We start from the raw sequence: 24302 nt of genomic DNA on the forward strand, positions 1-24302 counted from the left end.
CTCCGGGCTTGTCGCGTCACTCGGCTGCCTGGGGCAGGGGGGTGAGGCCGCTTGCAATGGTTTCAAGGCGCGTGCGGTTGGCTTCCAGGAAGCGGATGTCCTGGGTCATGCAGTGGTGCCCGTAGTCGAGGATGAAGTCGGTTGCCGGGCGGCGGTCGCAGGGCTCGTTGGAGATCATGTCGAGCTTCTCCAGTTCCTCGCGCAGATGCGAAAGGCGCGCGTCGATGGCCTTGCGGATGACGTCGCTTCCCACCATTTCGGCGCACATGGCAACGAGCAGGAAGGGCGAGCGGTAGATGTCGGGGCCGGGCGGCTCGCTGAGCGCGCGCACGAACTCGGCCCGGCCGGCCTCGGTGATGGAATAGACCTTGCGGGCAGGCTTGCCGCTCTGGGCTTCCTCGCGCACGGTGACGAGACCTTCCGCCTCCAGCCGCGCAAGCGCCGGGTAGATCGAGCCGAAGCTGGCATCGACGAAATAGCTGTACTTGCCTTCGGTCGAGAGTTTGCGGATCTCATAGCCTGTCGCATCGCCAAAGTTCAGAATCGCTAGGCACAGTGTTCTCACGCTCATGTTCTTGGCCTTTCCGCCCTCGCCGGGATGTCGCCAGCAACAGGTTCGCCGTGGATGGGCCACGGTCACCGCTTTTCTTCGTGCTGGTTCTTCTTGTCTTTTTCGCCTGGCTGGACCGATATCGCTTGCGCATTTCCTGGCCGTCGCGGGCAGCATGGCGGTCAGCCTCTTTCGGGCAATGACCTGCGGCGTCATCGACGGGTGCGGGCGCAGCTAGTTTCGATTTGTATTATATATCGGTCCGATATACTTCTGCCTTATATAGGTGGAGGCCGGGTACGCACAAGCACGCGGCGTGAATTTTTCGCATGCTGCTGAATTTTTCATGACGCATGGCTGCCCCTGCGCCAATCCACCGCGTCGACATCGTTGCCGCCGCGCTCCATCTTGCCTTTCAGGCTTCCTGGTCGAAAGGTGCCCGGAAAGGGTGCTAGCGCGGAATTTTCGCCGGAATCCGGGGAATTTTATGGTGGATCGGCATATGAACGAGAGCTTGGACGAGGGAACCGGGACGCGGCGTGAGCCCCGGCAGAGCGGTGTTGCCTGGCTTCTCGCCTCGCCGTTTTTCCGGCTGCTGGCGATCAACTGGCTGATCGGCGCCTTCGTTGCCGTCCTTGTGCTGGGCGGCCTCCTGTGGTTCGACACCGGCCGCCTGCGCAGCCTGATGCTGGCCTCCGAACAGCCGTGGCTGCCCGCCCTTGTGCTGCTGTTCGGGCTGATGATCACGCTCTGCTCGGCCGCCATGGGCGCCGCGATCATGGCGCTTCCCGCCGACGATGGCCGTTCCGGCGGCAGCGGTCGTCCTCGTCGTTCCCGGCCGCTTGCGCCGGCCCTTGCGGCCGTTCCCGCACGCCCGCGCTCCTGACGGGTCGACCCGCCGGGTGCGAAGTGCTTGCATCGGCGCGCGCTTTTGGGTTTCCTCGCAGCCATGAGCGGCCCGGCAGCGGGCCTTGGCCCACACCACGGGACGACCCTCCATGAGCGACACCTATCCGCGTGACCTGATCGGCTACGGGCGCGAGACGCCCGACCCCCAATGGCCGAACGAGGCGAATGTCGCCGTCCAGTTCGTTCTCAACTACGAGGAAGGCGGCGAGAACTGCCTCCTCCACGGCGACAGCCACTCGGAAGCGTTCCTGTCCGAGATCGTCGGCGCCGCGCCCTGGATACGCCAGCGCCACATGAACATGGAATCGATCTACGAGTACGGCTCGCGCGCCGGCTTCTGGCGCCTGTGGCGGATGTTCACCGAGCGCGCCATGCCGGTCACCGTCTATGGCGTCGCCACCGCCCTGCAGCGCAATCCCGACGCGGTCGCGGCGATGAACGAGGCCGGTTGGGAGATCGCCTCGCACGGCCTCAAGTGGATCGAGTACAAGGACTTCTCCCGCGACGACGAGCGCCGCCACATGGACGAGGCGATCCGCATCCACGAGGAGGTGACCGGTTCGCGTCCGCTCGGCTGGTACACGGGCCGCTCGTCCGAGCACACCCGCGACCTGGTCATGGAGGAGGGCGGTTTCCTCTATGATTCCGACAGCTACGCCGACGATCTTCCCTATTGGGTCGAAGGCCCGTCGGGGCCGCATCTGGTCATTCCCTACACGCTCGACACCAACGACATGCGCTTCGCCACGCCCCAGGGCTTCAATTCGGGCGACCAGTTTTTCACCTACCTGAAGGACACGTTCGACACGCTCTATGCCGAAGGCGAGGCGGGCGCGGCGAAGATGATGAACATCGGCCTGCATTGCCGCCTCGCCGGCCGTCCGGGGCGCGCCGCCGCGCTCGCCCGCTTCCTCGACTATGTCGCCTCGCACGAGAAGGTCTGGGTGGCCCGGCGCATCGACATCGCCTGGCACTGGCATGCCCACCACGCCGCCGGTTGAGGCGGGCGCCCCGGCGGGACAGGTCGAGGCCCTCGTCGACCGGCTGCACCACAACCCGCCGCTGCGCGTCTGGTCGCTGATCGTCACGATCTTCGGCGATGTCGTCGCCCCGCGCGGCGGCGAGGTCTGGGCCGGCACCCTGTCGGACCTGCTCGGCCTGATGCGCATCGACGCGCCGGCCGTGCGCGCCGCGCTCTCCCGCCTTGCCCGCGACGGCTGGCTCGACCGGATCAAGGTCGGCCGGCTCAGCTATTGCGCGCTGTCGGAGGAGGGCCGCCGCGCCTTCGGCCCGGCGCTGGCGCGCGTCTATCGGCTCGCTCCGGCGGAAGGCGCCGACGAGACGCCGCCGGACCTGCGGGTCGTCATCCTGCCCGAGGGCGATGCCCGCGCCGCCCTGCGCGAGACGGCGCTGAAGGCGGGCTACGGCCTGCTTGCCCCCGGCGTCCTGCTCGGCACGCCGGAAGGCCCGGCTCTCGCCGACCCGTCCGGGCCGGCTTCCGGCGGCATCGTCACGCTGGCCGCCTCGGTGATCGGGGGCTCGCAGGCGGAGCTTGTCGAACGCGCCTTCGACCTTGCCCCGCTCGCCGATCGCTACCAAGCCTTCGCCGCCGCGCATGCCACCCTCGACGCCGCCCTTGCCGCCGGCCATCGCCCGTCGCCGGGGGAGGCCATCGTCGCGCGCATCCTGCTCATCCACGACTATCGCCGCCTGATCCTGCGCGATCCGCTGCTGCCGCGCGCGCTGCTTCCCGCCGACTGGCCCGGACATGCGGCCAACGCGCTTGCCGCGCGGGTTTATGCCGCGCTTCGCCCGGCGGCGGAGGCATGGATCGCGGAGCACGCGCGCGGTCGCGACGGCGCGTTGCCGTTCGCCGGCGCCGACGAGACCCGCCGCTTCACCTGAGCCGGTCGTTCCGCCCGCATGGTGTGTTCCGTTTCTCTGCGTCGCAACGTGTGACGAAAATAACTTGAAAACAATAATATCGTCACGTATTATCCTTGCCATGATGAGGGCGCTCCCTTGGCAGGGGAGTGGCCGCGCGGCCGGCGGGGCCCATATGTTCCGCGAGGGCAACCGAGGGAGGGTCTTGCGCATGTACACCCAGGCACTGAATGCCCGTGACACGGAAACCGCGAGGGCCGAGGACGCCGAGAGGCTTGCCGCCTTCCAGGCGCGCGTCGATGCGGAAGACAAGATCGAGCCCAACGACTGGATGCCGGAGAGCTACCGCAAGACGCTTGTCCGCCAGATCTCCCAGCACGCCCATTCCGAGATTGTCGGCATGCTGCCCGAGGGCAACTGGATCACCCGCGCCCCGACCCTGAAGCGCAAGGCGGCGCTGCTCGCCAAGGTGCAGGACGAGGGCGGCCACGGCCTCTATCTCTACTCCGCCGCCGAGACGCTCGGCGTCTCCCGCGAGGAACTGACCGATCAGCTCCTCTCCGGCAAGGCGAAATACTCCTCCATCTTCAACTATCCGACGCCGACCTGGGCCGATATCGGCGCCATCGGCTGGCTCGTCGACGGCGCCGCGATCATGAACCAGATCCCGCTCTGCCGCTGTTCCTACGGGCCCTATTCGCGCGCCATGATCCGCGTCTGCAAGGAAGAGAGCTTCCACCAGCGCCAGGGCTACGAACTGCTTTTGGAGATGTGCCGTTCCTCCGAGGAGCAGAAGGAGATGGTGCAGGACGCGCTGAACCGCTGGTGGTGGCCGTCGCTGATGATGTTCGGCCCCTCGGACACGGATTCCAGGCACTCCGCCCAGTCGATGGCCTGGAAGATCAAGCGCTTCACCAATGACGAGCTGCGCCAGAAATTCGTCGATGCGACCGTGCCGCAGGCTCATTATCTCGGCCTGACCCTTCCCGATCCGGACCTGAAGCTCAACGAGGAAACCGGTCACTGGGAATATGGCGAGATCGACTGGGAGGAATTCTCCCGCGTCATCGCCGGCAACGGTCCGTGCAACCGCGAGCGCCTCGCCGCGCGGCGCAAGGCGCATGATGCCGGCGCCTGGGTGCGCGAGGCCGCCCTTGCTTATGCGCAGAAGCGCAAGAACCGCCGCGAGGCCGCGCGCCACGCCGCCGAGTAGGCCGTTCGTTCCGGCGCCGGCACGCGCCCGCATGTCTTCAGGAAATCATGAGGCTCCATGTCGGCGATGCGCCCGGAGCCCGAGGGAGAACGCCATGACCGAGAAGAACACGCCGCTCTGGGAAGTCTTCATCCGCTCGCGCACCGGCATGGCGCATCGCCATTGCGGCTCGGTGCATGCGGCCGACGAGGAGATGGCGCTGCAGGCGGCGCGCGACGTCTACACCCGTCGCGGCGAGGGCGTTTCCATCTGGGTGGTGCCGTCCGCCGCCATCATCGCCTCGGATCCGTCGGAGAAGGAGGAGATGTTCGAGCCGACCGCCTCCAAGATCTACCGCCATCCGACCTTCTACGAGATCCCCGAAGAAGTCGGGAACATGTGAGCGGGATGGGGAGCGACATGACCGCCAGCGACACCATCACCGCAACGGACCTCAAGGGCGACCTCTTCGCCTATGCCCTGCGCCTTGCGGACGACGCCGCCATTCTCGGCCAGCGCCTCGGCGAATGGTGCGGCCACGCCCCGACGCTCGAGGAGGACATCGGCCTTGCCAATGTCGCCCTCGACCATATCGGCCAGGCCCGCGCCCTCTACACCCATGCCGCCGAGGTCGAGGGCGAGGGCCGCGACGAGGACCAGCTCTGCTTCCTGCGCAAGGAGCGCCAGTTCGGCAATTGCCTGCTGGTCGAGCAGCCGAACGGCGACTTCGCCCAGACCATCCTGCGCCAGTTCCTCTTCTCCGCCTTCATGCTGCCCTTCTGGCGCAAGCTGATGGCCTCCAAGGACGCAACGCTCGCCGCCATTGCCGCCAAGGCGGAGAAGGAAGCGACCTATCACGTGCGCCATTCGGCCGAGTGGACCATCCGCCTCGGTGACGGCACGGCGCAAAGCCATGCCCGCGCGCAGGAGGCCGTCGACATCCTGTGGCCCTATACGGGCGAATTGTTCGAGACGGACGACATCGTCGCCCGCCTGGTTGCCGCCGGCATTGCCGTCGACCCGGAGGGCCTGCGCGACGAGTGGCGCGCCTCCTTGCGCGAGGTGCTCGACGAGGCGACCCTGAGGCTTCCCCCCGAGGGCTGGTTCCAGACCGGCGGCCGCTCCGGCCTTCATTCGGAAGGCTTCGGCCATCTCCTCACCGAGATGCAGTACATGCAGCGCGCCTATCCCGGCCTCAGGTGGTGACGATGGGCGCGCGGGTGCACGATCTCGACGCGGAAAGCGCCTGCCGGCGTGCCTTCCAGGTGGCCGCCGAGGTGCCCGATCCCGAAGTGCCGGTCCTGACCATCGGCGATCTTGGCGTCCTGCGTGACGTGCGCATGGCCGAGGATGGCACGCTCGAGGTCGACATCACCCCGACCTATACGGGCTGTCCGGCGATGGCCGTCTTCACCATGGACATCGAGACGGCGCTTGCCGCCGCCGGTTTCGACAGGGTGCGCATCAACACGGTGCTGTCGCCGGCCTGGACGACGGACTGGCTGAGCGCCGAGGCGCGCGAGAAGCTGCGCGCCTACGGCATCGCCCCGCCGGCCGGCAAGGCCTCGCGCCGGGCCCTGTTCGGCGACGACGAGGTCGCCTGTCCGCGCTGCGCCTCGCTCGACACGGAAAAGGTCTCCGAGTTCGGTTCGACCGCCTGCAAGGCGCTGTGGCGCTGCCGGTCCTGCGCCGAGCCTTTCGACTATTTCAAGTGCCACTGATCCGGCGGAGCGATCCGCCCGGGTGACAAGACAACCGGCGGGCCAGCCGCCGTGAGGGAGAACACCGCATGTCGCCGCGATTCCATGCGCTCAAGGTCAAGGACGTGAAGCGCGAGACCGCCGAGGCCGTCTCCATCTCCTTCGACGTGCCGGAGCCCCTGCGCGAGGCCTACCGCTTTGCCGCCGGCCAGTATCTCACCCTGCGTGCCGTCATCGACGGTGCCGAGGTGCGCCGCTCCTATTCGATCTGCGCCGGCGAGGATGACGGCGAGTTGCGCGTTGCGGTGAAGAAGATCGACGGCGGCGTCTTTTCCGCCTTCGCCAACGAGAATGTCGCCGCCGGCGACGAGATCGACGTGATGACGCCCTCCGGTCGCTTCCTGCTGCCCGCCCATGAGGGCGGGCCGCGCAGCCTCGTCGCCATCGCCGCCGGTTCGGGCATCACCCCGGTGCTGGCCATGATCCGCACCGTCCTGACCCGGGAGCCGGAGAGCGACTTCTTCCTCTTCTACGGCAACCGCAGCGCCCAGACGATCATCTTCAAGGAAGAGATCGAGGACCTGAAGGACCTCTTTCCGACCCGCTTCGGCGTCTTCCACGTTCTCTCGCGCGAGACCCAGGACGTCGAGATCCTGTCGGGCCGTCTCGACCGGGAGAAGCTTGCGACCCTGCTCACTTATGTCGTGCCGGCGCGCGAGGCGGACGCACTCTTCCTCTGCGGTCCCGGCGAGATGATCGAGGCCGCCACCGCGACGCTGAAGACGCTCGGCGTCGACGAGGCCCGCATCCACCGCGAGTTCTTCACCCCCGCCGACGGCTCCGCCCCGCATGCGGCCAAGCCCGCCCATGCGGAGGCCGATACCGGCCATTCGGCGCGCGCCGAACTGATCATCGACGGCGCCCGCGTCGCCGTTCCGGTCGCCGCCGGCGAGACGATCATCGATGCCGCGATCCGCGCCGGCGTCGAGGCGCCGTTCTCCTGCAAGGGCGGCATGTGCTGCACCTGCCGGGCCAAGGTCGAGGCCGGGAAAGTCGACATGGCGGTCAACTATTCGCTGGAGCCCTGGGAGGTCGAGGCCGGCTTCGTCCTCACCTGCCAGTCGCGCCCGGTCACCGACACGGTGGTGCTCGACTTCGACGCGATGTAGGGGCTGGCCGCTCTTGGCGGCCTGCCTTTCCTCCCGTCGATGCGGCATGCTGTCGTCTTCCGAGACCTCATCCCGCAGACGGCCCCATCCTCCGCCGTCATCCCGGACTTGATCCGGGATCCATTCGTTTCCAGAGCGGCGGGGAGGGCGCGCTGGCGCTTGCCGCAGGCGCTGGGGCTTTCCTCAAACGATACGGTTGCCAATGGGTCCCGGCTCGCGCTGACGCTTGCCCGGTATGACGTGGCGAATGGTTGCGGGCTCGGAACGCAGTGGTTCGCTCGTCGGCGTTTCTCCGCAGACGGCCCCACCCTCCGCCGTCATCCCGGACTTGATCCGGGATCCATTCGTTGCCAGAGCGACGGGGAGGGCGCGCCGGCGCTTGCCGCAGGCGCTGGGGCTTTCCTCAAACGATACGGTTGCCAATGGGTCCCGGGTCGCGGCTTCGCCTTGCCCGGTATGAGGTGGCGAATGGTTGCGGGCTCGGAACGCAGCAGTTCGCTCGTCGGCGTTTCTCCGCAGACGGCCCCACCCCCCGGCCGTCATCCCGGACTTGATCCGGGATCCATTCGTTTCCAGAGCGGCGGGGAGGGCGCGCTGGCGCTTGCCGCAGGCGCTGGGGCTTTCCTCAAACGATACGGTTGCCAATGGGTCCCGGCTCGCGCTGACGCTTGCCCGGTATGACGTGGCGAATGGTTGCGGGCTCGGAACGCAGTGGTTCGCTCGTCGGCGTTTCTCCGCAGGCAGCCCCGCCCTCCGCCGTCATCCCGGACTTGATCCGGGATCCATTCGTTTCCAGAGCGGCGGGGAGGGCGCGCCGGCGCTTGCCGCAGGCGCTGGGGCTTTCCTTCGACGTTACGGGCGCCAATGGATCCCGGCTCTGCGCTTACGCTTGGCCGGGGTGACGTCCGAGGGGGAAACGGCTCCGTCACCACCTCTTGCGCGGCTGATCCGAAAACGCGAAACTTGCCGCGTTTTCAATCGAGGCGCGCGTATTGGCCGATCCGGATTTCGACCGCAAGGAATTTGAGGAGTGGCTCCGGGGCCATCCGCCAGCTGTCGCCGTGGCGCTGGCGTCCCGCTCGGCGCTACGAGTGATGCCAATCGTTGGGCGGCACGTACCGGTCGATGAGGAATCGACCGACACCGTTTTTCTACCACTTTTTCGAGCGAACTTTTTGGCGTGGGTGTTTTTTGATGAAAAAACACAAGCAAAAGTGAGGCAGTCTCGCGCGGTCGCTGTCGCGGCCTCTGCTGCTCGCGTTGGCAACTCTATACGGAACACGATCTCCGTTGTACCAGCAGCCTCTGCCGCCTGTTCTGCCGCACGCGCCGCCTCCACGGGAATCGCCCATGCCTACGCGGTTTTTGGCGCTTCCGTGCCTGCTCGCGCTTTCGCTGCCGTACACGCCGCCCACGAAGCCGAAAATCAGCTCAGCACCACGCTTTGGTCCGATTGCCAAGCCGCTGAGGACGGTGTCTCGGCGTTGGATCTGACCCAACAACCGCTTTGGCCAAATGGCAGTCCAGGTGAGCTAAAGCGGGACTGGCAAGACCTGCGCAAGCGGCTTCTCGCCCTCGATCCGAATTGGTCGGTCTGGACCGAGTGGTATGACGACCGTCTGGCCGGGCAACCTGCGGATGGAGAGTTTGAGATCGCGTGGGCGAAGCTTCTGGAGGGCCTTTGGAAGAACGCGGCAACTGCTAAAAACAGCGAACTGGCGCGCCTCAGAGATGAGCCTTGGATGAAGCGCAGCGAGCAAGCTGCGTCGGACCCCGGTCGCCTTGATCCCGATCCGCAAAACGCCCCGCTCTCCGACGAGGCTTTGGCACAGGGTCTGGGCGTTCTGCATTTCGTGCCGGGCGAGACCGCCATGGACGTCGCCCGGGTCACGTCGGAGCTTTCCGTTCCCGCAGCGGCGCGGGATGCGCTTCATGACGGGCTGATCCAGCTCCTGCGGGAAGCGCTTGAGGGACAGGAAGAAGCGCGTGACGCGCAACGCAATCACGATTTTCCCGAGCGACTTGAGACGGCTCTTCGGAAACTGGCCGATTTTCTGGAAAGCGCGGACGGCAAGCAGGGAGGCGCGCTGCTTCATGCCGGCCGAAGGTTCCTGACGCGCGTTGCGGAGCTTATGCGTGACGGCGGCACGGGTCTCGCCGAACTGGACGATCCGCTGAACGAGGCGGTCGAGGCGCTGGCCGAGTTGAAGGCCTGCTACCCCGAGATTACCCAAATCGAACGCGACCGGCTGCGGGGTGAGATCACCGCCCGCAATCAGGACCGGGTGGTCGCGGCGCTCGACCGCATGACCAGGGCGCTTGAGGTACGCACTGACGCGCTGACCGAGGAAGCGCGCGAAAAGCTCGTCGCGCTTTCCGAAACGACGACCGAGGAAACCGATCCGGAAACCCAGGCGAACCTCGCCGCCGATCAGGCGCAGGTCGACCGCAATCTCGCCAAGGCATCGACCAAGGTCTTGCGCGATTTTCAGCGTGAGATGGTTGAAGCCGCCAAGGTCGAACTCAAGAAGGAAGCTAAAGACCTTTTCGTCCGCAAGCCGATCCGGTGGGCCACGCGCACGGTCCTGCGCACGATGCTTCCGGGTATCCGTGAGTTGGAAGACCTTCTGCCGAGCTACGCTCAGGTTCGCGATCAGATCGAACGCATCCTCGCACGCGAGCCGGAAGACGACGACCCGCCGTCTGACGACGACGACTGATCCCCGCTCACTTCTCCCAGAGTTCGTCGTCGATGATGCGCGCGGCTTCAAGTCCGCTCAGATAGGCGCCGTGCACCGTGCCGTGATGGCGGAAGGTCGTGTGCTCTCCGGCGAGCAGCAGGGTTCTTTCGATCGGAACGGCGAGCCCGTCAAAATCCTCAGGCCGTGCGCCCGTGCTGGCAAAGGAATAGGCCCCCCGGGAATAGGGGTTCCGCGACCAGCGGCTAACGCGCATGGCGACCGGGTCGGGGACCTTGCTTCCGAACATCGCCCGCACCGCCTGCATGATGTCGGCGGACAGGTCGGCGTCGGCGAGGGCCTCCGCCTTGCCCGCATATGCACCGACGCCCAGGCCGAGCAGGATGTTCTGTGGCGAGAAGGTCCGGTAGTTGAGGAAGTAGTTCCAGCGGCCCCGTTCCTCGGTCATGAGGCCGAAATACTGGACGTCTGCCGGCCAATGGGGCTGGTCGAACTTCAGCGCGACCTTCGTCACGTTGCCCATGCCGATCCGGCCCAGCGCCGCCTCCGTTTTGCGTGGAAGCGGTGGATCGAAGGCGACATCCCGCGCCTTGAGGACACCGAGCGGAACGGTGCACACGACGAAATCGGCCTCGAACGACCCGCCCCCCGCGAAAACCGTCGCACCGTCGCCGGCCTCGTATTCGACCCGTTCGACCGGGTGCCCGAGCCTGATGTCGAGCCCTCCGGCCAGCATCTTCGGGACTGCATCATAGCCCTGGGGCAGGATCACGTCGGCCCCATCGAAGGTTTCATCCTCGTCGAAATGCTGCGCGGACAGTTCCTCCAGCGCGCCGCCCGTGTCGAACTCCGTGTAGGCGGACGTCATCCATGCAAGCAGCGGGTCCCCGGCAGCGGCCGGGTCGGTCTGCCGGACCGCCTGTGACAGTGCCATGTCACGGTCGAGCATCGCGTCGATGCGGGCGTACATCGCCTCAAGCCGCCTTTGGGCGGCGAGCACCCTGGTGCGCGCCTGGGGCATGCCCTTGGCGGAATGGATGATGAAACTTTCATCGTCCGTGACGAAGGTTGACGCGCCGGCGCGTCTGGCGAGCTCGCTGACAGGATTTCTTCGCGGGCCGTGGATCCATCCGGCGCCGGCCTCGAACGGTGCGCCGAGGGAATGGTCGGTCCGGATCCGGCCGCCGAGGCGGCCGGTTGCCTCCAGCACGATCACCTCGTAGCCGAGTGCGACGAGGCGGCTGGCGGCGGCAAGGCCGGCGATGCCCGCGCCGATCACGATGACATCGACGTTCCTGGGCGCGGACGCACGGGCGCTGCGGCCGGTGATCCCGGTCGCCCCGACCAGCGCCGCAAGCGCGCCGAACCTGAGCATGTCGCGTCGCCGGATTTTGCGGGGCGGGTCTTCGGGCCGGTTCACGGGCTGTCCTCGGGCAGGGGGATGTGCGGCCGGTCCGTTAACCTGGTAGGAACCACGCTGCTTAGCCGAAGATTCAAGACTATCTGGCAATATTCCCCCCTGCAATGCGGTGGGGGACCGATGACGCGCTGGCTTGATCGACTGAAACGCAACGTTGCCGCCGGCATCCATGTGATCTGCGCCGCGGTGGTTGTCGCGCTCGTGCTGTCGAACCTCCATGTCCTGGACATCGCGGCGCGCATTGCCGACGACGTGCGGGCGGAAGACGAGCGCCACCTCGTGCGCAACGAGATTGACCGGCAGGTCGAGATCCTTGCCCACGATCAGTCGCAGATCTCGCATTGGGACAGGGCCGTGCGCGCGCTGGTTCACCGGCTCGACTGGGAGTTCGTCCGTACCGAGATTGCCGACTGGCTTTGGGAGGACTTCGGCATTCAGACGACCATTGTCGTTGCACCGGACGGAATGCCCCGGGTGATGGTGTTGGAGGACGAGATCCGCACCCAGGCGGAAGCGGAGGAATATGTGAAATTTGCCGGCGACCTGATCGTCGCGGCGCGCGAGGCTTACATGGAACGCCGTCTCGTCCGGGGAGACGGATATGTCGTGGCAGGCAATCCGGTCCGCTCGCGTGCACCGATCTTCGTTTCGGATGTGCGCATGCTCGATGGCGGGTTCAACATGATCGTCGCGCAGGCAATCGTTCCCGACGAGGATGAGGTGCTGCCTGAAGGCCTGCCCCATGTGCTCCTGACGCTCAAGCCCCTGACCGCCACGATGCTGACCGATATCGGCATGAAACTGGGCCTGAAGGATTTCGGTGTCCAGCCGGCCGGGAGTGTTCCTGCGTATGCCAGCCGGTTGCCGGTCGGCTGGGCCGGTGGTGACAGGACGTTTGTCGTTTCCTGGGCGCCCTCATATCCCGCTTCGGTTATCTGGGCGAAGGCCCTGCCGCTTCTCGCCGGTGTCGTGTTGGTTGCCGGGCTGGCGCTCGGCCTTGTCGCCGTTCTGTACGGTCGCGTCTTGCGCCGGCTTCAGATCAGCGAGGAGCGCAGCCACTTCCTTGCCCATCACGACGCCTTGACGGGTCTGCCGAACCGGTTGCGCTTCGACCGGACGCTTGAGGAAATGCTCGCGCGTGGCGAGCAGGATCGCTGTGCGGTCCTTTGTGTCGATCTGGACCGCTTCAAGGCGGTGAACGACACCTATGGTCATGCTGCGGGTGACATGGTGATCCGGACGGTCGCCTGGCGCATCGCCAGCGCGGTCGGTGAGCGCGGCATGGCCGCTCGCATCGGCGGTGACGAATTCATCATCCTGCTGCGGGACGGGCTGGAGCGCGATGCCGTGCTGCTCCTGTGCGACACCATCGTGGAAAGCGTGTGCGAGGAAATCCCCGTCGATGGCGGGCGGGCCAGCGTCGGGGCGAGCATCGGCGTGGCGTGGTGGCCGGACGATGCCGTGACCGCCAAGTCTGTCATCCGCAGTGCCGACGAAGCGCTCTACCAGGCGAAAAAGGACGGGCGCGGCCGCACGCGTCTTGCAGGGATACCGCCTGCCAGGGTGCCGGTCGCTGCCGGTCGTTAAACTCGCGAAGGGGGCGGCAGAACCGCTTTTGCGGCGAAACGGCTTGTTATTCTCCGCATGATTTGCGGTGAATACCCTTGGCCTTGCGGTGAATAATGACTATATTCTCCGCAAGGAGTGCGGAGAATGCCGACCTATATCCATCAGCTCGACGCCTGGCCCGGCTTTCGCTGGGATCGCGACACCGTCGCCACGCGGCTTGCCGCCGTCCGCCACCGGCAGGGGCGGCTGCTCGGGCGCATGGACACGCTTGGCTTCGACCTGCGCGCCGAGGCGACCCTGCAAAGCCTCACCGCCGAGGTGATCAAGTCCAGCGAGATCGAGGGCGAGATCCTGGAGAAATCGCAGGTCCGCTCCTCCATCGCCCGCCGTCTCGGTCTCGATATCGGCGGCCTTTCGCCCGTCGACCGCAATGTCGAGGGCGTGGTGGAAATGATGCTCGACGCGACGCAGCGCTTTTCCGCGCCGCTCGATGACGAGCGCCTTTTTGCCTGGCATGCGGCGCTGTTCCCGACCGGGCGCAGCGGCATGACCCGGATCGCGGTCGGTGCCTGGCGCGGCGCGCAAGCCGGCCCGATGCAGGTCGTCTCCGGTGCCTTCGGGCGCGAGAAGGTGCATTTCGAGGCCCCGCCCGCCGACCGCCTTGCCGGCGAGATGGCCGCCTTTCTCGACTGGTTCAACGCCGCAACGCCGCTCGATCCCGTCCTCAAGGCGGCGCTGGCGCATCTGTGGTTCGTCACCATCCACCCCTTCGACGACGGCAACGGCCGCATCGCCCGCGCCATTGCCGACATGATGCTGGCCCGCTCCGAAGGCAGCCCGCAACGCTTCTACAGCCTGTCGGCGCGGATCCGGCAGGACCGCAAGGCCTATTACGCCGTCCTCGAGGCGACCCAGAAGGGCGATCTCGACATCACCCCCTGGCTGCTCTGGTTCCTCGACAGTCTCGACCAGGCCATCGCCGGGGCCGCCGACAGCCTCGCCGACGTGCTGCGCAAGGCGCGGTTCTGGGAGGCGATGGCGGGCGAGCCCCTGAGCGAGCGCCAGCGCAGGGTCGTCAACCGGCTGCTCGACGGCTTCGAGGGCAAGCTCACCTCGTCGAAATGGGCAAGGCTGACAAAGGTCTCGCCCGACACGGCGCTGCGTGACATCAACGACCTTCTCGTCCGCGGCATCCTCGTGCGCGATCCCGGCGGCGGCCGCTCGACCAGCTATTCGCTCGCCGGTCCCGGGTGAGGCCGGTCATCCCCGGCAGCGATTGCTCATTGCCTGCCAATGCCTAAGATCACGACACCCATCGCGGAAAAGCGATTCCCGGATCGCGCGAACACCCCAAAGGGAGAGCCTTCCATGAAACTCGTCCGTTACGGACCCGCCGGCTCCGAGCGCCCCGGCCTTGTCGACGCCGACGGCCGCGTCCGCGATCTCTCCGCCCATGTCGACGATGTCGCCGGTGCGGTGCTTTCCGACGAGGCACTGGCGCGCATCGCCGCGCTCGATCCCGCCTCCCTGCCGCTGGTTGCGGGCGATCCGCGCCTCGGCCCCTGCGTCGGCCATGTCGGCAAGTTCATCTGCATCGGCCTCAACTATTCGGACCATGCGGCGGAGGCCGGCCTTGCCGTGCCGCCCGAGCCCATCGTCTTCATGAAGGCGACCTCGGCGATCTGCGGCCCCGATGACGGCATCGAACTGCCGCGCGGGTCAAGCGCCACCGACTGGGAGGTGGAGCTTGCCGTCGTCATCGGCCGCCACGCCAAATACGTGTCGGAGGCGGACGCGCTCTCCCATGTCGCCGGCTATTGCGTTGCCAACGATGTGTCCGAGCGCGACTTCCAGACCAAGCGCGCCGGGCAGTGGACCAAAGGCAAGTCGGCCGACACGTTCGGCCCGCTCGGCCCCTGGCTCGTCACTCGCGACGAGGTCGCCGATCCGCAGGCGCTTTCCATGTATCTCGATCTCAACGGCAAGCGGATGCAGTCGGGCTCCACGGCGACCATGATCTACGGTGTCGCCCATGTGATCTCCTACCTGTCGCAGATGATGAGCCTGCATCCGGGCGACGTCATCTCCACCGGCACGCCGCCGGGCGTCGGCATGGGGATCAAGCCGGATCCGGTCTATCTGAAGGCCGGCGACCGTCTCGAGCTCGGCATCGAGGGCCTCGGCATCCAGCGCCAGAGCGTCCGCGCCGCCGGTTGAGCGGGCAACAGACACGAAAACGCCGGCGCGGGAGGCCCGCGCCGGCGTTGTTTTGGCGTTGATTTCGTATCTGGTTTCAGCTGGCCGGATCAGCCGGCATTGACCGAGCGGGGACTGCGGACGCGTCCGCGGTTGCCGCCATTGCCATTGCCGTTGCCGGCACCGTCACGGGCATTGCCGCGCGGGCCTGCGCGAAAACCCTCGCGACGGCCTTCCGCACCCGGACCGGCATGCGCCTTGTCCTTGCGCTGGCCACCGCCGCGGTACTCGCCGCGCTGATCGCCATTGGTCTCGCCGCGCGTGCCGTCGGCGCGCTGCCCGTCACGGGCAAATCGCGGACGCTCCGTGCGGCCTTCGCCCTCGATGCGCGGGCGGAAGGGCTTGCGCTGCTGCTGGCCACGACCGCCGCCGCCGCCACCGCGAGCGGGCTTGCGGGCGCCGCCGGAGGGGCCGTCATCGTCGCGCTCGACCAGCGTCTTGCCGATCAGCCGCTCGATGTCGCGCAAGAACGGACGCTCCTCGCGGTCGCAGAACGACACGGCGATGCCGCTCGTCCCGGCACGCGCGGTCCGGCCGATGCGGTGCACATAGGCCTCCGGCACGTTCGGCAGCTCATAGTTGACCACATGCGAGACGCCGTCGACATCGATGCCGCGCGCCGCGATATCGGTGGCGACGAGGATCGGCGTGCGGCCGGCGCGGAACGAGTCCAGCGTGCGCTGGCGCTGTCCCTGGCTCTTGTTGCCGTGGATGGCCGAGGCCGAGAGGCCGGCCTGTTCCAGCTGCTTGGTCACCTTGTCGGCGCCATGCTTGGTGCGGGTGAAGACGATCGCCCGGTCCATGTCGGCGCCGCGCAGCACGTCAAGCAGCGCCTGGCGCTTGGCGTCGCGCTCGATCAGGAGCACCTTCTGCTCGATCCGGTCGATCGGCTTGGAGGCGGGGGCCACCGCGATTTCCTGCGGGTTGTGCAGGAAGTCGTTGGCAAGCGCGCGGATCGGCTTGGGCATGGTGGCCGACAGCAGGATCGTCTGGCGCTCGCGCGGCAGGCTCGCCAGGATCTGGCGGATCGCCGGCAGGAAGCCGAGGTCGAGCATGTGATCGGCTTCGTCGAGCACGATCGTGGTCGTCCGGTCGAGGCGCACCGCACCCGTCTGCATGTGGTCGATCAGGCGGCCCGGGGTTGCGACGACAATGTCGACGCCGCGCGACAGGGCGCGGATCTGCGGCATCGGCCGCACGCCGCCGGTGACGACGGTGGCCGAATGGCGCATCTTCTGTCCGTAGGCGCGGATGCTGTCGGCGATCTGCGAGGCGAGCTCGCGCGTCGGTGCCAGGATCAGCGAGGTGCAGGTCTTCGGATCCGCGCGCAGGTTCTGCGTCGCGATGCGATGCAGCAGCGGCAGCACGAACGCCGCGGTCTTGCCGGTGCCGGTCTGGGCAAGGCCCATCACGTCGGAACCGGACAGGATCGCGGGAATGCCCTGGGCCTGGATCGGCGTCGGGCTGGTATATCCCTCGGCCGCAATGGCCTTGAGGATCGGCTCGGCGAGGCCGAGGTCGTTGAACGTGGTCAAGCGGACTCCTTGCTCGCGCCCGCACGCCATCATTGGGCGGCCGGTCGCGGTCCGTGTCTTACAATGAAGGGAGCTTGCGCAGATCAGCTGCCTTGAGGATGCGCTCGCACCGCCGGGCGGTGTCTCTTGGAGCGGCTTCTGGGCAACGATCGGGAGGAAGGTTGCTTCGCGGGGCGCCGTGCACGAAAGGTCGTGTCTCTACGCGGACGCCGTCGCAGGTCGGTAGACCACAGATCATGCTGCGGCGCAACGGAAATCATTCGCGCTCCGATCTGGAACAAAAATTCCATAAATCTCCACCAATGGGCGGTTCCGCTGACAGGCGAGGTGACGACCCGGTGAATACCTGCCGCCGTTCCGGCGCATCCGTGCCGATCTCCGGCTGCCGGAACTGCGGTGCCGGCAGGCGTCCCTTGATCGCACGCGAGCAACGAGCGGGCGCGTTTCGCGACTTCCGCGAATCTTCTCGAAGATATCTAACGGTCTGACACTGTGGGTGAAATGGTGAAGGCGGGGCGCCGGAAATGCCCGCCCGCGCCCGCCGGACCGCGTCGCTGCATGACACCGGTTTCCCGGGAAAAGGCCAGAAAGCTGTTGCGGGGCTCTGAAATGGAATTTATGTTCCGTTTTGAGCAAGCGGCCGCAGGCCAGCGCGACAGCAGGCCCGGCATCAGGCTAGGCATCAGGCAAGACAGAAGGCAAGGGGGAGGCGGTCGTGGCGGCCACAACATCCGCGAAAACCGGCGCGGGCAGGGGCGACCGGCCGCTTGACGTCATCACCATCGGCCGCTCCTCGGTCGATCTTTACGGCGCCCAGGTCGGCGGCCGGCTCGAGGACATGCGCGGCTTTGCCAAGTATATCGGCGGCTCGCCCACCAACATGGCTGCCGGCACCGCGCGTCTGGGCCTGCGATCCGCGCTCATCACCCGCGTCGGCGACGAGCATATGGGCCGTTTCATCCGCGAGGAGCTCGCCCGCGAGGGAGTCGACGTGCGCGGTGTGAAGACCGATCCCGAACGTCTCACCGCGCTGGTGCTTCTGGGGATTCGCGACCGCGAACAGTTTCCGTTGATCTTCTACCGCGAGAACTGCGCCGACATGGCATTGGAGGAGGGCGACATCGACCCGGCCTTCATCGCCGAGGCCGGTTGCGTCACCGTCACCGGCACGCACCTGTCCCATCCGCGCACGGAAGCCGCCGTCCTGAAGGCGCTGCGCCTGGCGCGGGGGAACGGCGCCCGGACCGCACTCGACATCGACTACCGGCCCAATCTCTGGGGCCTGGCCGGGCACGATGCGGGCGAGAGCCGTTTCATCGCCTCGCCCGACGTCACCGCCAAGCTGCAGGCGCATCTTTCCCTCTTCGACCTGATTGTCGGCACGGAGGAGGAGTTCCACATCGCCGGCGGCAGCACCGACACGCTCGCCGCCTTGCGCGCCGTGCGCGCCGTCTCCTCCGCGACGCTTGTCTGCAAGCGCGGACCGATGGGCGCCGTCGCCTTCGAGGGCGCCATCCCCGACGATCTCGATGAGGGCATTTCCGGCCCCGGCTTCCCCATCGAGGTGTTCAATGTGCTCGGCGCCGGCGACGGCTTCATGTCCGGCCTTTTGCGCGGCTGGCTGAGGGGCGAGGGCTGGGAGCGGGCGCTCACCTATGCCAATGCCTGCGGCGCGCTCGCCGTCTCCCGTCACGGCTGCACGCCGTCCTATCCGAGCTGGGAGGAACTGTCCTTCTTCCTGGAACGCGGTGTGCGCGTGCCGGCCCTGCGCAAGGATGCGGAGCTGGAGCAGATCCACTGGTCGACCAACCGGCACCGCTCCCATGGCGGCGACTGGTCGGTGATGCGGGTCTTTGCCTTCGACCATCGCATGCAGTTGGAGGATCTTGCCTGCGATCTCGATGCCGACCCCTCGCGCATCCCGCATTTCAAGACGCTCTGCCTGGAGGCTGCGCGCCGGGTGCAGGCGGGCCGTGCGGGCTACGGCATCCTGTGCGACGGCCGGCTCGGCGAGGAGGCGCTGTTTCGCGCGGCCGGCACCGGCCTGTGGATAGCCCGTCCCGTCGAGCGCCCGGGCTCGCGCCCGCTGGAACTGGAGATCGGCGCTGATTACGGCTCTGCGCTTGCCGAATGGCCGGTGGATCACGTCGTCAAGGTGCTGTGCTTCTACCATCCGGATGACGATGCGGCGACGAAGGCAAGCCAGGAGGAGACGATCCTGCGCCTTGCCCGTGCGGCGCGCGCCAACGCGCTGGAATTCCTGCTCGAGGTGATCCCCTCCAAGGTCGCCTCCGTCGACGACACCACCACGGCGCGGGTCATCGAGCGCTTCTACGAGATCGGCGTCTTCCCCGACTGGTGGAAGCTGGAGCCGATGACGAGCGAGGCCGGATGGGCGCAGACCTCGGCCGTGATCGAGCGCTACGATCCCCATGTGCGCGGTATCGTGGTGCTTGGCCTCGACGCGCCCCTGCACGAGCTCGCCGCCAGCTTCGAGGCCGCCGCCCGTTTTCCGCTGGTCAAGGGCTTTGCCGTGGGGCGCACGATCTTCCTGGAGCCGGCCGAGAACTGGCTTGCGGGCGAGATCGGCGACGAGGAAGCGGTGGTGGCAATGGCCTCGACATTTGCCAGGCTGTGCGCCATCTGGGACGGGGCGCGCGGCCGGGCCGTCACTGTTTCCCCTGGAGAGCCGACATGACCCAGACCATCCGTCTCACCGCCGCGCAGGCCATGGTGCGCTTTCTGATTGCCCAGGAGAATGACGCGGGCGAACCGCTCGTTCCCGGCTGCTGGGCGATCTTCGGTCACGGCAATGTCGCCGGCCTCGGCGAGGCGCTGCAGGGCGCGGGCGATGCCTTTCCCACCTGGCGCGGCCACAACGAGCAGGGCATGGCCCATGCGGCGATCGCCTATGCCAAGGCCGTCAACCGCGCCCAGGCGATGATGGTCACCACCTCCATCGGCCCCGGCGCCACCAACATGGTGACGGCCGCCGCGCTTGCCCATGTCAACCGGTTACCGGTGCTTCTCGTGCCGGGCGACGTCTTTGCCGGCCGTGCGCCCGATCCCGTCTTGCAGCAGGTCGAGGCCTTCGCCGACGGCACTGTCTCGGCCAATGACTGCTTCCGCCCGGTGTCGCGCTATTTCGACCGCATCACCCGGCCCGGGCAGCTTCTCGCCGCCCTGCCGCGCGCCATGTCGGTGCTGACCGACCCGGCAGAATGCGGTCCCGTGACGCTCGCCTTCTGCCAGGACGTGCAGGCGGAAGCCTTCGACTGGCCGGAAGACTTCTTCGCCCCGCGTGTCTGGCGCCGCCGCCGGCCGCGTCCCGATGCGGACGAACTGGCGGCCGCCGTCGCGGCGATCCGCGCGGCGAAGACCCCGCTCGTCATTGCCGGCGGCGGCGTGCTCTATTCCGGCGCCGGCGAGGCGCTGGCCGACTTCGCCACGCGCCACGATATCCCCGTCGCGGAGACGCAGGCCGGCAAGTCGTCGCTCGCCTGGGATCACCCGCTCAATCTCGGCTCCATCGGCGTCACCGGGTCCTCGGCGGCCAATGCGGTTGCCGAAAAGGCGGATCTCGTCATCGGCATCGGCACCCGCTTCCAGGATTTCACCACAGGGTCCTGGGCGCTGTTCGGCAATCCCGCCTGCCGTATCCTGTCGATCAATGTCACCGGTTTCGATGCCGCCAAGCATGGCGCGCTGCCGCTTGTCGCCGATGCCCGCGCCGCGCTGGAGGACCTGACGGCCGCGCTTGGCGATCACCGGGCGGAGCCGCCGGCTCCCTCGTTGAAGAGTGATTGGATCGCCGCTGTCGACGCGGCGACCGCCGCCCCGTCGGGCAATGCCCTGCCGAGCGATGCGCAGGTCATCGGCGCGGTCCAGCGCGGCACGGACGAGAATGCCATCGTGCTGTGTGCCGCCGGCGGCCTGCCGGGCGAGTTGCACAAGCTGTGGAAGGCCTCGCGCCCCAACGGCTATCACATGGAATACGGTTTCTCCTGCATGGGCTATGAGATCGCCGGCGGGCTCGGCGCCAAGATGGCGCATCCGGACCGCGAGGTCGTCGTCATGGTCGGCGACGGCTCCTACATGATGATGAATTCCGAGCTCGCCACCTCCGTGATGCTCGGTCACAAACTGGTCGTCGTGCTGCTCGACAATCGCGGCTACGGCTGCATCAACCGGCTGCAGATGGCGACCGGCGGGGAGAGCTTCAACAACCTGCTCGACACCGCCCGTCACGCGGTGCCGAGCGCCATCGACTTCGCCGCCCATGCCGCCTCCATGGGGGCGATTGCCGAGAAGGTCGACGGCATCGCGGCGTTGGAGACGGCGCTTGTCCGCGCCCGCGCCTCCGACCGCAGCCATGTCATCGTCATCGACACCGATCCGCTGGCAACGACACAGGCGGGCGGCCATTGGTGGGATGTCGCCGTTCCCGAGGTTTCGGATCGCGCCGAGGTCCGCGCCGCCCGTGCCGGTTACGAGGCGGCGGTGAAGGAGAGAAACGCCTAGGGCCAGGACCCCGACCCTGAACACCCGGCGGCCTGCCGCCGCCTTTTCGAAAGACCTCGCCATGATCCTTTACGGCACCAATCCGATCGCCTGGTCCAATGACGACGACCAGACGCTCGGCGCGCATATCTCCCTCCAGACGTGCCTGTCGCAGGCGGCCGAAATCGGCTTCGACGGCATCGAGAACGGCCACAAGTTCCCGGTCGATCCGGCGGAGCTTGCCGCGACGCTTGAGCCGCACGGACTGAAATTCGTCTCCGCCTGGTACTCGCTGCATCTGCTCACCCGCTCCGCCGACACGGAGATCGAGGCGATAGGCGAACACCTTGCCCGCCTCAAGGCAATGGGCTCGCCCGTTCTGATCGCCTGCGAGACCTCCAACGCCGTGCATGGCAATGACGGCGTCGCGGTCAACGACCGCCCGCGCCTCGATGCGGAGCGCTTCGCCCGTTTCTGCGAGGACCTTGAGAAGGTCGCCGCCCATTGCGCGAGCGAGGGCGTGCCGCTCGTCTACCATCACCACATGGGCACCATCATTGAGAGCGAGGATGAGATCGATCGCCTGATGGAACTGACCGGCCCCGCCACCCGCCTGCTGCTCGACACCGGTCACGCCTATTTCGGCGGCGGCGATCCGGCCCGCCTTGCCGAGAAGCACATGACCCGGGTCTCCCATATCCACGCCAAGAACGTGCGTCCCGACCTCATGGAAGAGGTCCGCTCGCAGGGTCTCAGCTTCCTGGAGGGCGTGCGCCGCGGCGTTTTCACCGTGCCGGGCGACCCGGACGGCGCGGTCGACTTCGCGCCGGTGCTCTCGACCGCCGCCGCCCACGATTATTCCGGCTGGCTGGTCATCGAGGCGGAGCAGGATCCGGTCGTCCGCGACCCGGTCACCTACCAGTCGATGGGCCTTGAGGCGCTGAAGGCGATGGCCCGCGAGACGGGCCTCGACAAGGGCTGAGACGGGACGGTGACCCTCGCGCATCTCTCCCCCCCTTGAGGGGGAGATGTCCCCGCCAGGGGACAGACGGGGGAGCAGCGATTTGATCCGCCTGGGGTTTCCCCCGGGGCAAAGACGGAAAGGACAATCACATGGCCGATCTCTTGGTGAAACCGGCAGGGACCCACGGCAAGGTGCATGACATCACGCCTGAAAGCGCCGGCTGGTCCTATGTCGGCTTTGCGCTCCACCGGCTTGCGCCGGGCGAGAGCGTTTCCGAGGCGACCGGCGGGCGCGAGGCGATCCTCGTCCTTGTCGAGGGCAGGGCGGAACTCTCCGCCGGCGGCACTTCTTTCGGCGAGATGGGCGAGCGGATGAGCGTCTTCGAGAAGACGAAGCCCCATTGCCTCTACGTGCCGAACGGCTCCTCCTGGGAGGCGCGGGCGACCACCGATGTGACCCTTGCCGTATGCACCGCGCCGGGCGAGGGCGGGCACGAGGCGGCCGTCATTTCGGATATCGGCTTCGAAACCCGCGGCAAGGGTGCCAACACCCGCCATATCCATCCGATCGCCATGGAGGACAAGGACGTCGCCGACAGCCTTCTGGTGACGGAGGTGTTCACGCCGGCCGGCAACTGGTCCTCCTACCCCCCGCACCGGCATGACGAGGACAATTTCCCGGACATGACCTATCTGGAGGAGACCTATTACCACCGCCTCGATCCGGCGACCGGTTTCGGCTTCCAGCGGGTCTTCACCGAGGACGGCTCCCTCGACGAGACCATGGCCGTGTCCGACGGCGATGTGGTGCTGGTGCCGAAGGGGCATCACCCCTGCGGCGCGCCGCATGGCTACGAGATGTATTATCTCAACGTCATGGCCGGCCCCTTGCGCAAATGGCGCTTCCAGAACCACCCCGACCACGACTGGATCGCGAAGCGCGACGCCGGGGCCTGAGGAAGCACAGTCTAATCGCTCTGGCGAGGGCGGGGACAAGTGTCGTTTCGCGGGATACGAAAAAGCAAGGCCCGGACGGTTTTCCGCCGGGCCTTGCCGTTTTCGATATCGCATGATGCAATTTCGAAAATATTTGCGACAATTTCTCGCAAATCCGACGTCGGAATTGTCGAGATTGTACTGTCCCGCGTGCCCGTCAGCCGTAGATCAGCGCCGCGCCGGCAAGCGCCGTCAGTCCGCCCAGAACCCGTGTCACGGCCCGGCCCTTGGACGAGGCGAGAACGCCGAGGCCGTAGCCGAGCGCCACGCCGGCGGCATGCAGGAGGACCGTCGCGGCGGCAAAGCCGGCACCGTAGGCGGCCTGGGTCGCGGACCCGATTTCCCCGCCATGGGCATAGCCGTGAAACAGCGCGAAGACGGCGACGACGGCGGCCGATGCCATCACCGGAAGGCGCACGGCGAGGGCCACCAGCAGGCCGAGCGCGACCACCGAGGCGAGGATCGCCGGCTCGACGAAGGGCAGGCTGACGCCGGCAAGCGCGAGGCCGAAACCGGCAAGCATCGTCACCACGAAGGCGGCCGGCACGGCGTAGACGGCCTTGCCGCCGATCTGCCAGGCCCACAGGCCGACCGCGACCATCGCCAGGATGTGGTCGGCGCCGAAAAGCGGATGCGAGAAGCCGGCGGCGAAGGAGCCGTGCTCTCCCGGATTGAGATGGGCGAGCGCCGGCGTCGCGCCGGTCAAGAACAGCGCGCCGGCGGCAAGAAGGGCGGCGGGCTTGGCGAAAGTGGTCATCTGCGGTCGATCCTTTGTTCAAGTCGATCAGGCGCCCCGGTATGGGTCACGCTGTCGCGGTTCCTAACATGCTGGCGTCATCGTGTACCGTTTGAACCGCGGTCCGGGAAGGGGGCTTGCCCTGCTTTGCCTCGGGTTGGGCGCGGTTCGGTTCACGGAGACTGTCGCTGCGCAATGCTAGGGCCGGTTGTCACGGCCTGACA

At 67.2% G+C, this 24302-nt stretch carries 20 protein-coding genes; 16 read left to right on the top strand and 4 right to left on the bottom strand.

What is annotated here, in order from left to right; all coding sequences use genetic code 11:
- Positions 1 to 16 precede the first annotated feature (16 nt).
- Complete coding sequence (locus tag ACQY46_RS13100) at positions 17 to 571, bottom strand: PadR family transcriptional regulator (RefSeq protein ID WP_428696483.1); 555 nt, start codon at positions 569 to 571, stop codon at positions 17 to 19.
- 481 nt (positions 572 to 1052) lie between these two features.
- Between ACQY46_RS13100 and ACQY46_RS13105 the strand changes: the two genes are divergently transcribed.
- From ACQY46_RS13105 to ACQY46_RS13145, 9 genes are all read left to right on the top strand, one after another.
- On the top strand, positions 1053 to 1436 hold the full coding sequence (locus tag ACQY46_RS13105; RefSeq protein ID WP_428696484.1) for a hypothetical protein: 384 nt from the start codon (positions 1053 to 1055) through the stop codon (positions 1434 to 1436).
- 112 nt (positions 1437 to 1548) lie between these two features.
- Complete coding sequence (puuE, locus tag ACQY46_RS13110) at positions 1549 to 2460, top strand: allantoinase PuuE (protein ID WP_428696485.1); 912 nt, start codon at positions 1549 to 1551, stop codon at positions 2458 to 2460.
- Positions 2438 to 3364: a PaaX family transcriptional regulator gene (locus tag ACQY46_RS13115; protein ID WP_428696486.1), complete on the top strand. Its 927-nt coding sequence runs from the start codon at positions 2438 to 2440 to the stop codon at positions 3362 to 3364. Before puuE ends, ACQY46_RS13115 begins: the two co-directional genes overlap by 23 nt.
- A gap of 190 nt (positions 3365 to 3554) precedes the next feature.
- Positions 3555 to 4556 carry a 1,2-phenylacetyl-CoA epoxidase subunit PaaA gene (gene paaA, locus ACQY46_RS13120; RefSeq protein ID WP_428696487.1) on the top strand — a complete coding sequence of 334 codons (1002 nt, stop codon included), beginning with the start codon at positions 3555 to 3557 and terminating at the stop codon, positions 4554 to 4556.
- A 94-nt stretch (positions 4557 to 4650) separates the two neighbouring features.
- Positions 4651 to 4938, top strand: coding sequence for a 1,2-phenylacetyl-CoA epoxidase subunit PaaB (gene paaB, locus ACQY46_RS13125; protein WP_417770273.1), 288 nt, complete (start codon positions 4651 to 4653; stop codon positions 4936 to 4938).
- A gap of 17 nt (positions 4939 to 4955) precedes the next feature.
- On the top strand, positions 4956 to 5741 hold the full coding sequence (gene paaC / locus ACQY46_RS13130) for a 1,2-phenylacetyl-CoA epoxidase subunit PaaC (protein ID WP_428696488.1): 786 nt from the start codon (positions 4956 to 4958) through the stop codon (positions 5739 to 5741).
- Positions 5742 to 5743: 2 nt separating this feature from the next.
- Positions 5744 to 6256 (top strand): 1,2-phenylacetyl-CoA epoxidase subunit PaaD, encoded by a 513-nt coding sequence (gene paaD / locus ACQY46_RS13135; RefSeq protein WP_428696489.1) that lies wholly within the window; start codon positions 5744 to 5746, stop codon positions 6254 to 6256.
- Positions 6257 to 6324: 68 nt separating this feature from the next.
- Positions 6325 to 7404, top strand: coding sequence for a 1,2-phenylacetyl-CoA epoxidase subunit PaaE (gene paaE / locus ACQY46_RS13140; RefSeq protein WP_428696490.1), 1080 nt, complete (start codon positions 6325 to 6327; stop codon positions 7402 to 7404).
- Between the two features lie 992 nt (positions 7405 to 8396).
- Positions 8397 to 10124, top strand: a complete 1728-nt coding sequence (locus ACQY46_RS13145) for a hypothetical protein (protein WP_428696491.1) — start codon at positions 8397 to 8399, stop codon at positions 10122 to 10124.
- 7 nt (positions 10125 to 10131) lie between these two features.
- Here the strand turns inward: ACQY46_RS13145 and ACQY46_RS13150 are convergent, their stop codons facing one another.
- Positions 10132 to 11478 carry a flavin monoamine oxidase family protein gene (locus ACQY46_RS13150; protein WP_428696492.1) on the bottom strand — a complete coding sequence of 449 codons (1347 nt, stop codon included), beginning with the start codon at positions 11476 to 11478 and terminating at the stop codon, positions 10132 to 10134.
- A 165-nt stretch (positions 11479 to 11643) separates the two neighbouring features.
- On the opposite strand from ACQY46_RS13150, the gene ACQY46_RS13155 reads away from it, so the two are divergent.
- From ACQY46_RS13155 to ACQY46_RS13165, 3 genes are all read left to right on the top strand, one after another.
- Positions 11644 to 13110: a diguanylate cyclase domain-containing protein gene (locus ACQY46_RS13155; RefSeq protein WP_428696493.1), complete on the top strand. Its 1467-nt coding sequence runs from the start codon at positions 11644 to 11646 to the stop codon at positions 13108 to 13110.
- 126 nt (positions 13111 to 13236) lie between these two features.
- Positions 13237 to 14346: a Fic family protein gene (locus ACQY46_RS13160; protein WP_428696494.1), complete on the top strand. Its 1110-nt coding sequence runs from the start codon at positions 13237 to 13239 to the stop codon at positions 14344 to 14346.
- A 114-nt stretch (positions 14347 to 14460) separates the two neighbouring features.
- Entirely contained in the window at positions 14461 to 15309 is an 849-nt protein-coding gene (locus ACQY46_RS13165) for a fumarylacetoacetate hydrolase family protein (RefSeq protein WP_428696495.1), read from the top strand.
- An 89-nt stretch (positions 15310 to 15398) separates the two neighbouring features.
- Here the strand turns inward: ACQY46_RS13165 and ACQY46_RS13170 are convergent, their stop codons facing one another.
- Positions 15399 to 16883, bottom strand: a complete 1485-nt coding sequence (locus ACQY46_RS13170; protein ID WP_428696496.1) for a DEAD/DEAH box helicase — start codon at positions 16881 to 16883, stop codon at positions 15399 to 15401.
- A 715-nt stretch (positions 16884 to 17598) separates the two neighbouring features.
- Here ACQY46_RS13170 and ACQY46_RS13175 point away from each other — a divergent pair.
- From ACQY46_RS13175 to iolB, 4 genes are all read left to right on the top strand, one after another.
- Entirely contained in the window at positions 17599 to 19581 is a 1983-nt protein-coding gene (locus tag ACQY46_RS13175; protein ID WP_428696497.1) for a bifunctional 5-dehydro-2-deoxygluconokinase/5-dehydro-2-deoxyphosphogluconate aldolase, read from the top strand.
- The gene (gene iolD / locus ACQY46_RS13180; protein WP_428696498.1) at positions 19578 to 21404 is read left to right on the top strand and encodes a 3D-(3,5/4)-trihydroxycyclohexane-1,2-dione acylhydrolase (decyclizing); all 1827 of its coding nucleotides are present in this window, start codon (positions 19578 to 19580) and stop codon (positions 21402 to 21404) included. Before ACQY46_RS13175 ends, iolD begins: the two co-directional genes overlap by 4 nt.
- Before the next feature lie 61 nt (positions 21405 to 21465).
- On the top strand, positions 21466 to 22365 hold the full coding sequence (gene iolE, locus ACQY46_RS13185) for a myo-inosose-2 dehydratase (RefSeq protein ID WP_428696499.1): 900 nt from the start codon (positions 21466 to 21468) through the stop codon (positions 22363 to 22365).
- A 131-nt stretch (positions 22366 to 22496) separates the two neighbouring features.
- Positions 22497 to 23303 carry a 5-deoxy-glucuronate isomerase gene (iolB, locus tag ACQY46_RS13190; RefSeq protein ID WP_428696500.1) on the top strand — a complete coding sequence of 269 codons (807 nt, stop codon included), beginning with the start codon at positions 22497 to 22499 and terminating at the stop codon, positions 23301 to 23303.
- A 196-nt stretch (positions 23304 to 23499) separates the two neighbouring features.
- Here the strand turns inward: iolB and ACQY46_RS13195 are convergent, their stop codons facing one another.
- Positions 23500 to 24099 (bottom strand): HupE/UreJ family protein, encoded by a 600-nt coding sequence (locus tag ACQY46_RS13195; RefSeq protein ID WP_428696501.1) that lies wholly within the window; start codon positions 24097 to 24099, stop codon positions 23500 to 23502.
- Between the last annotated feature and the right edge of the window lie 203 nt (positions 24100 to 24302).

Origin of the sequence: Stappia sp., assembly GCF_965276915.1 — a bacterium.
GTDB lineage: Bacteria > Pseudomonadota > Alphaproteobacteria > Rhizobiales > Stappiaceae > Stappia.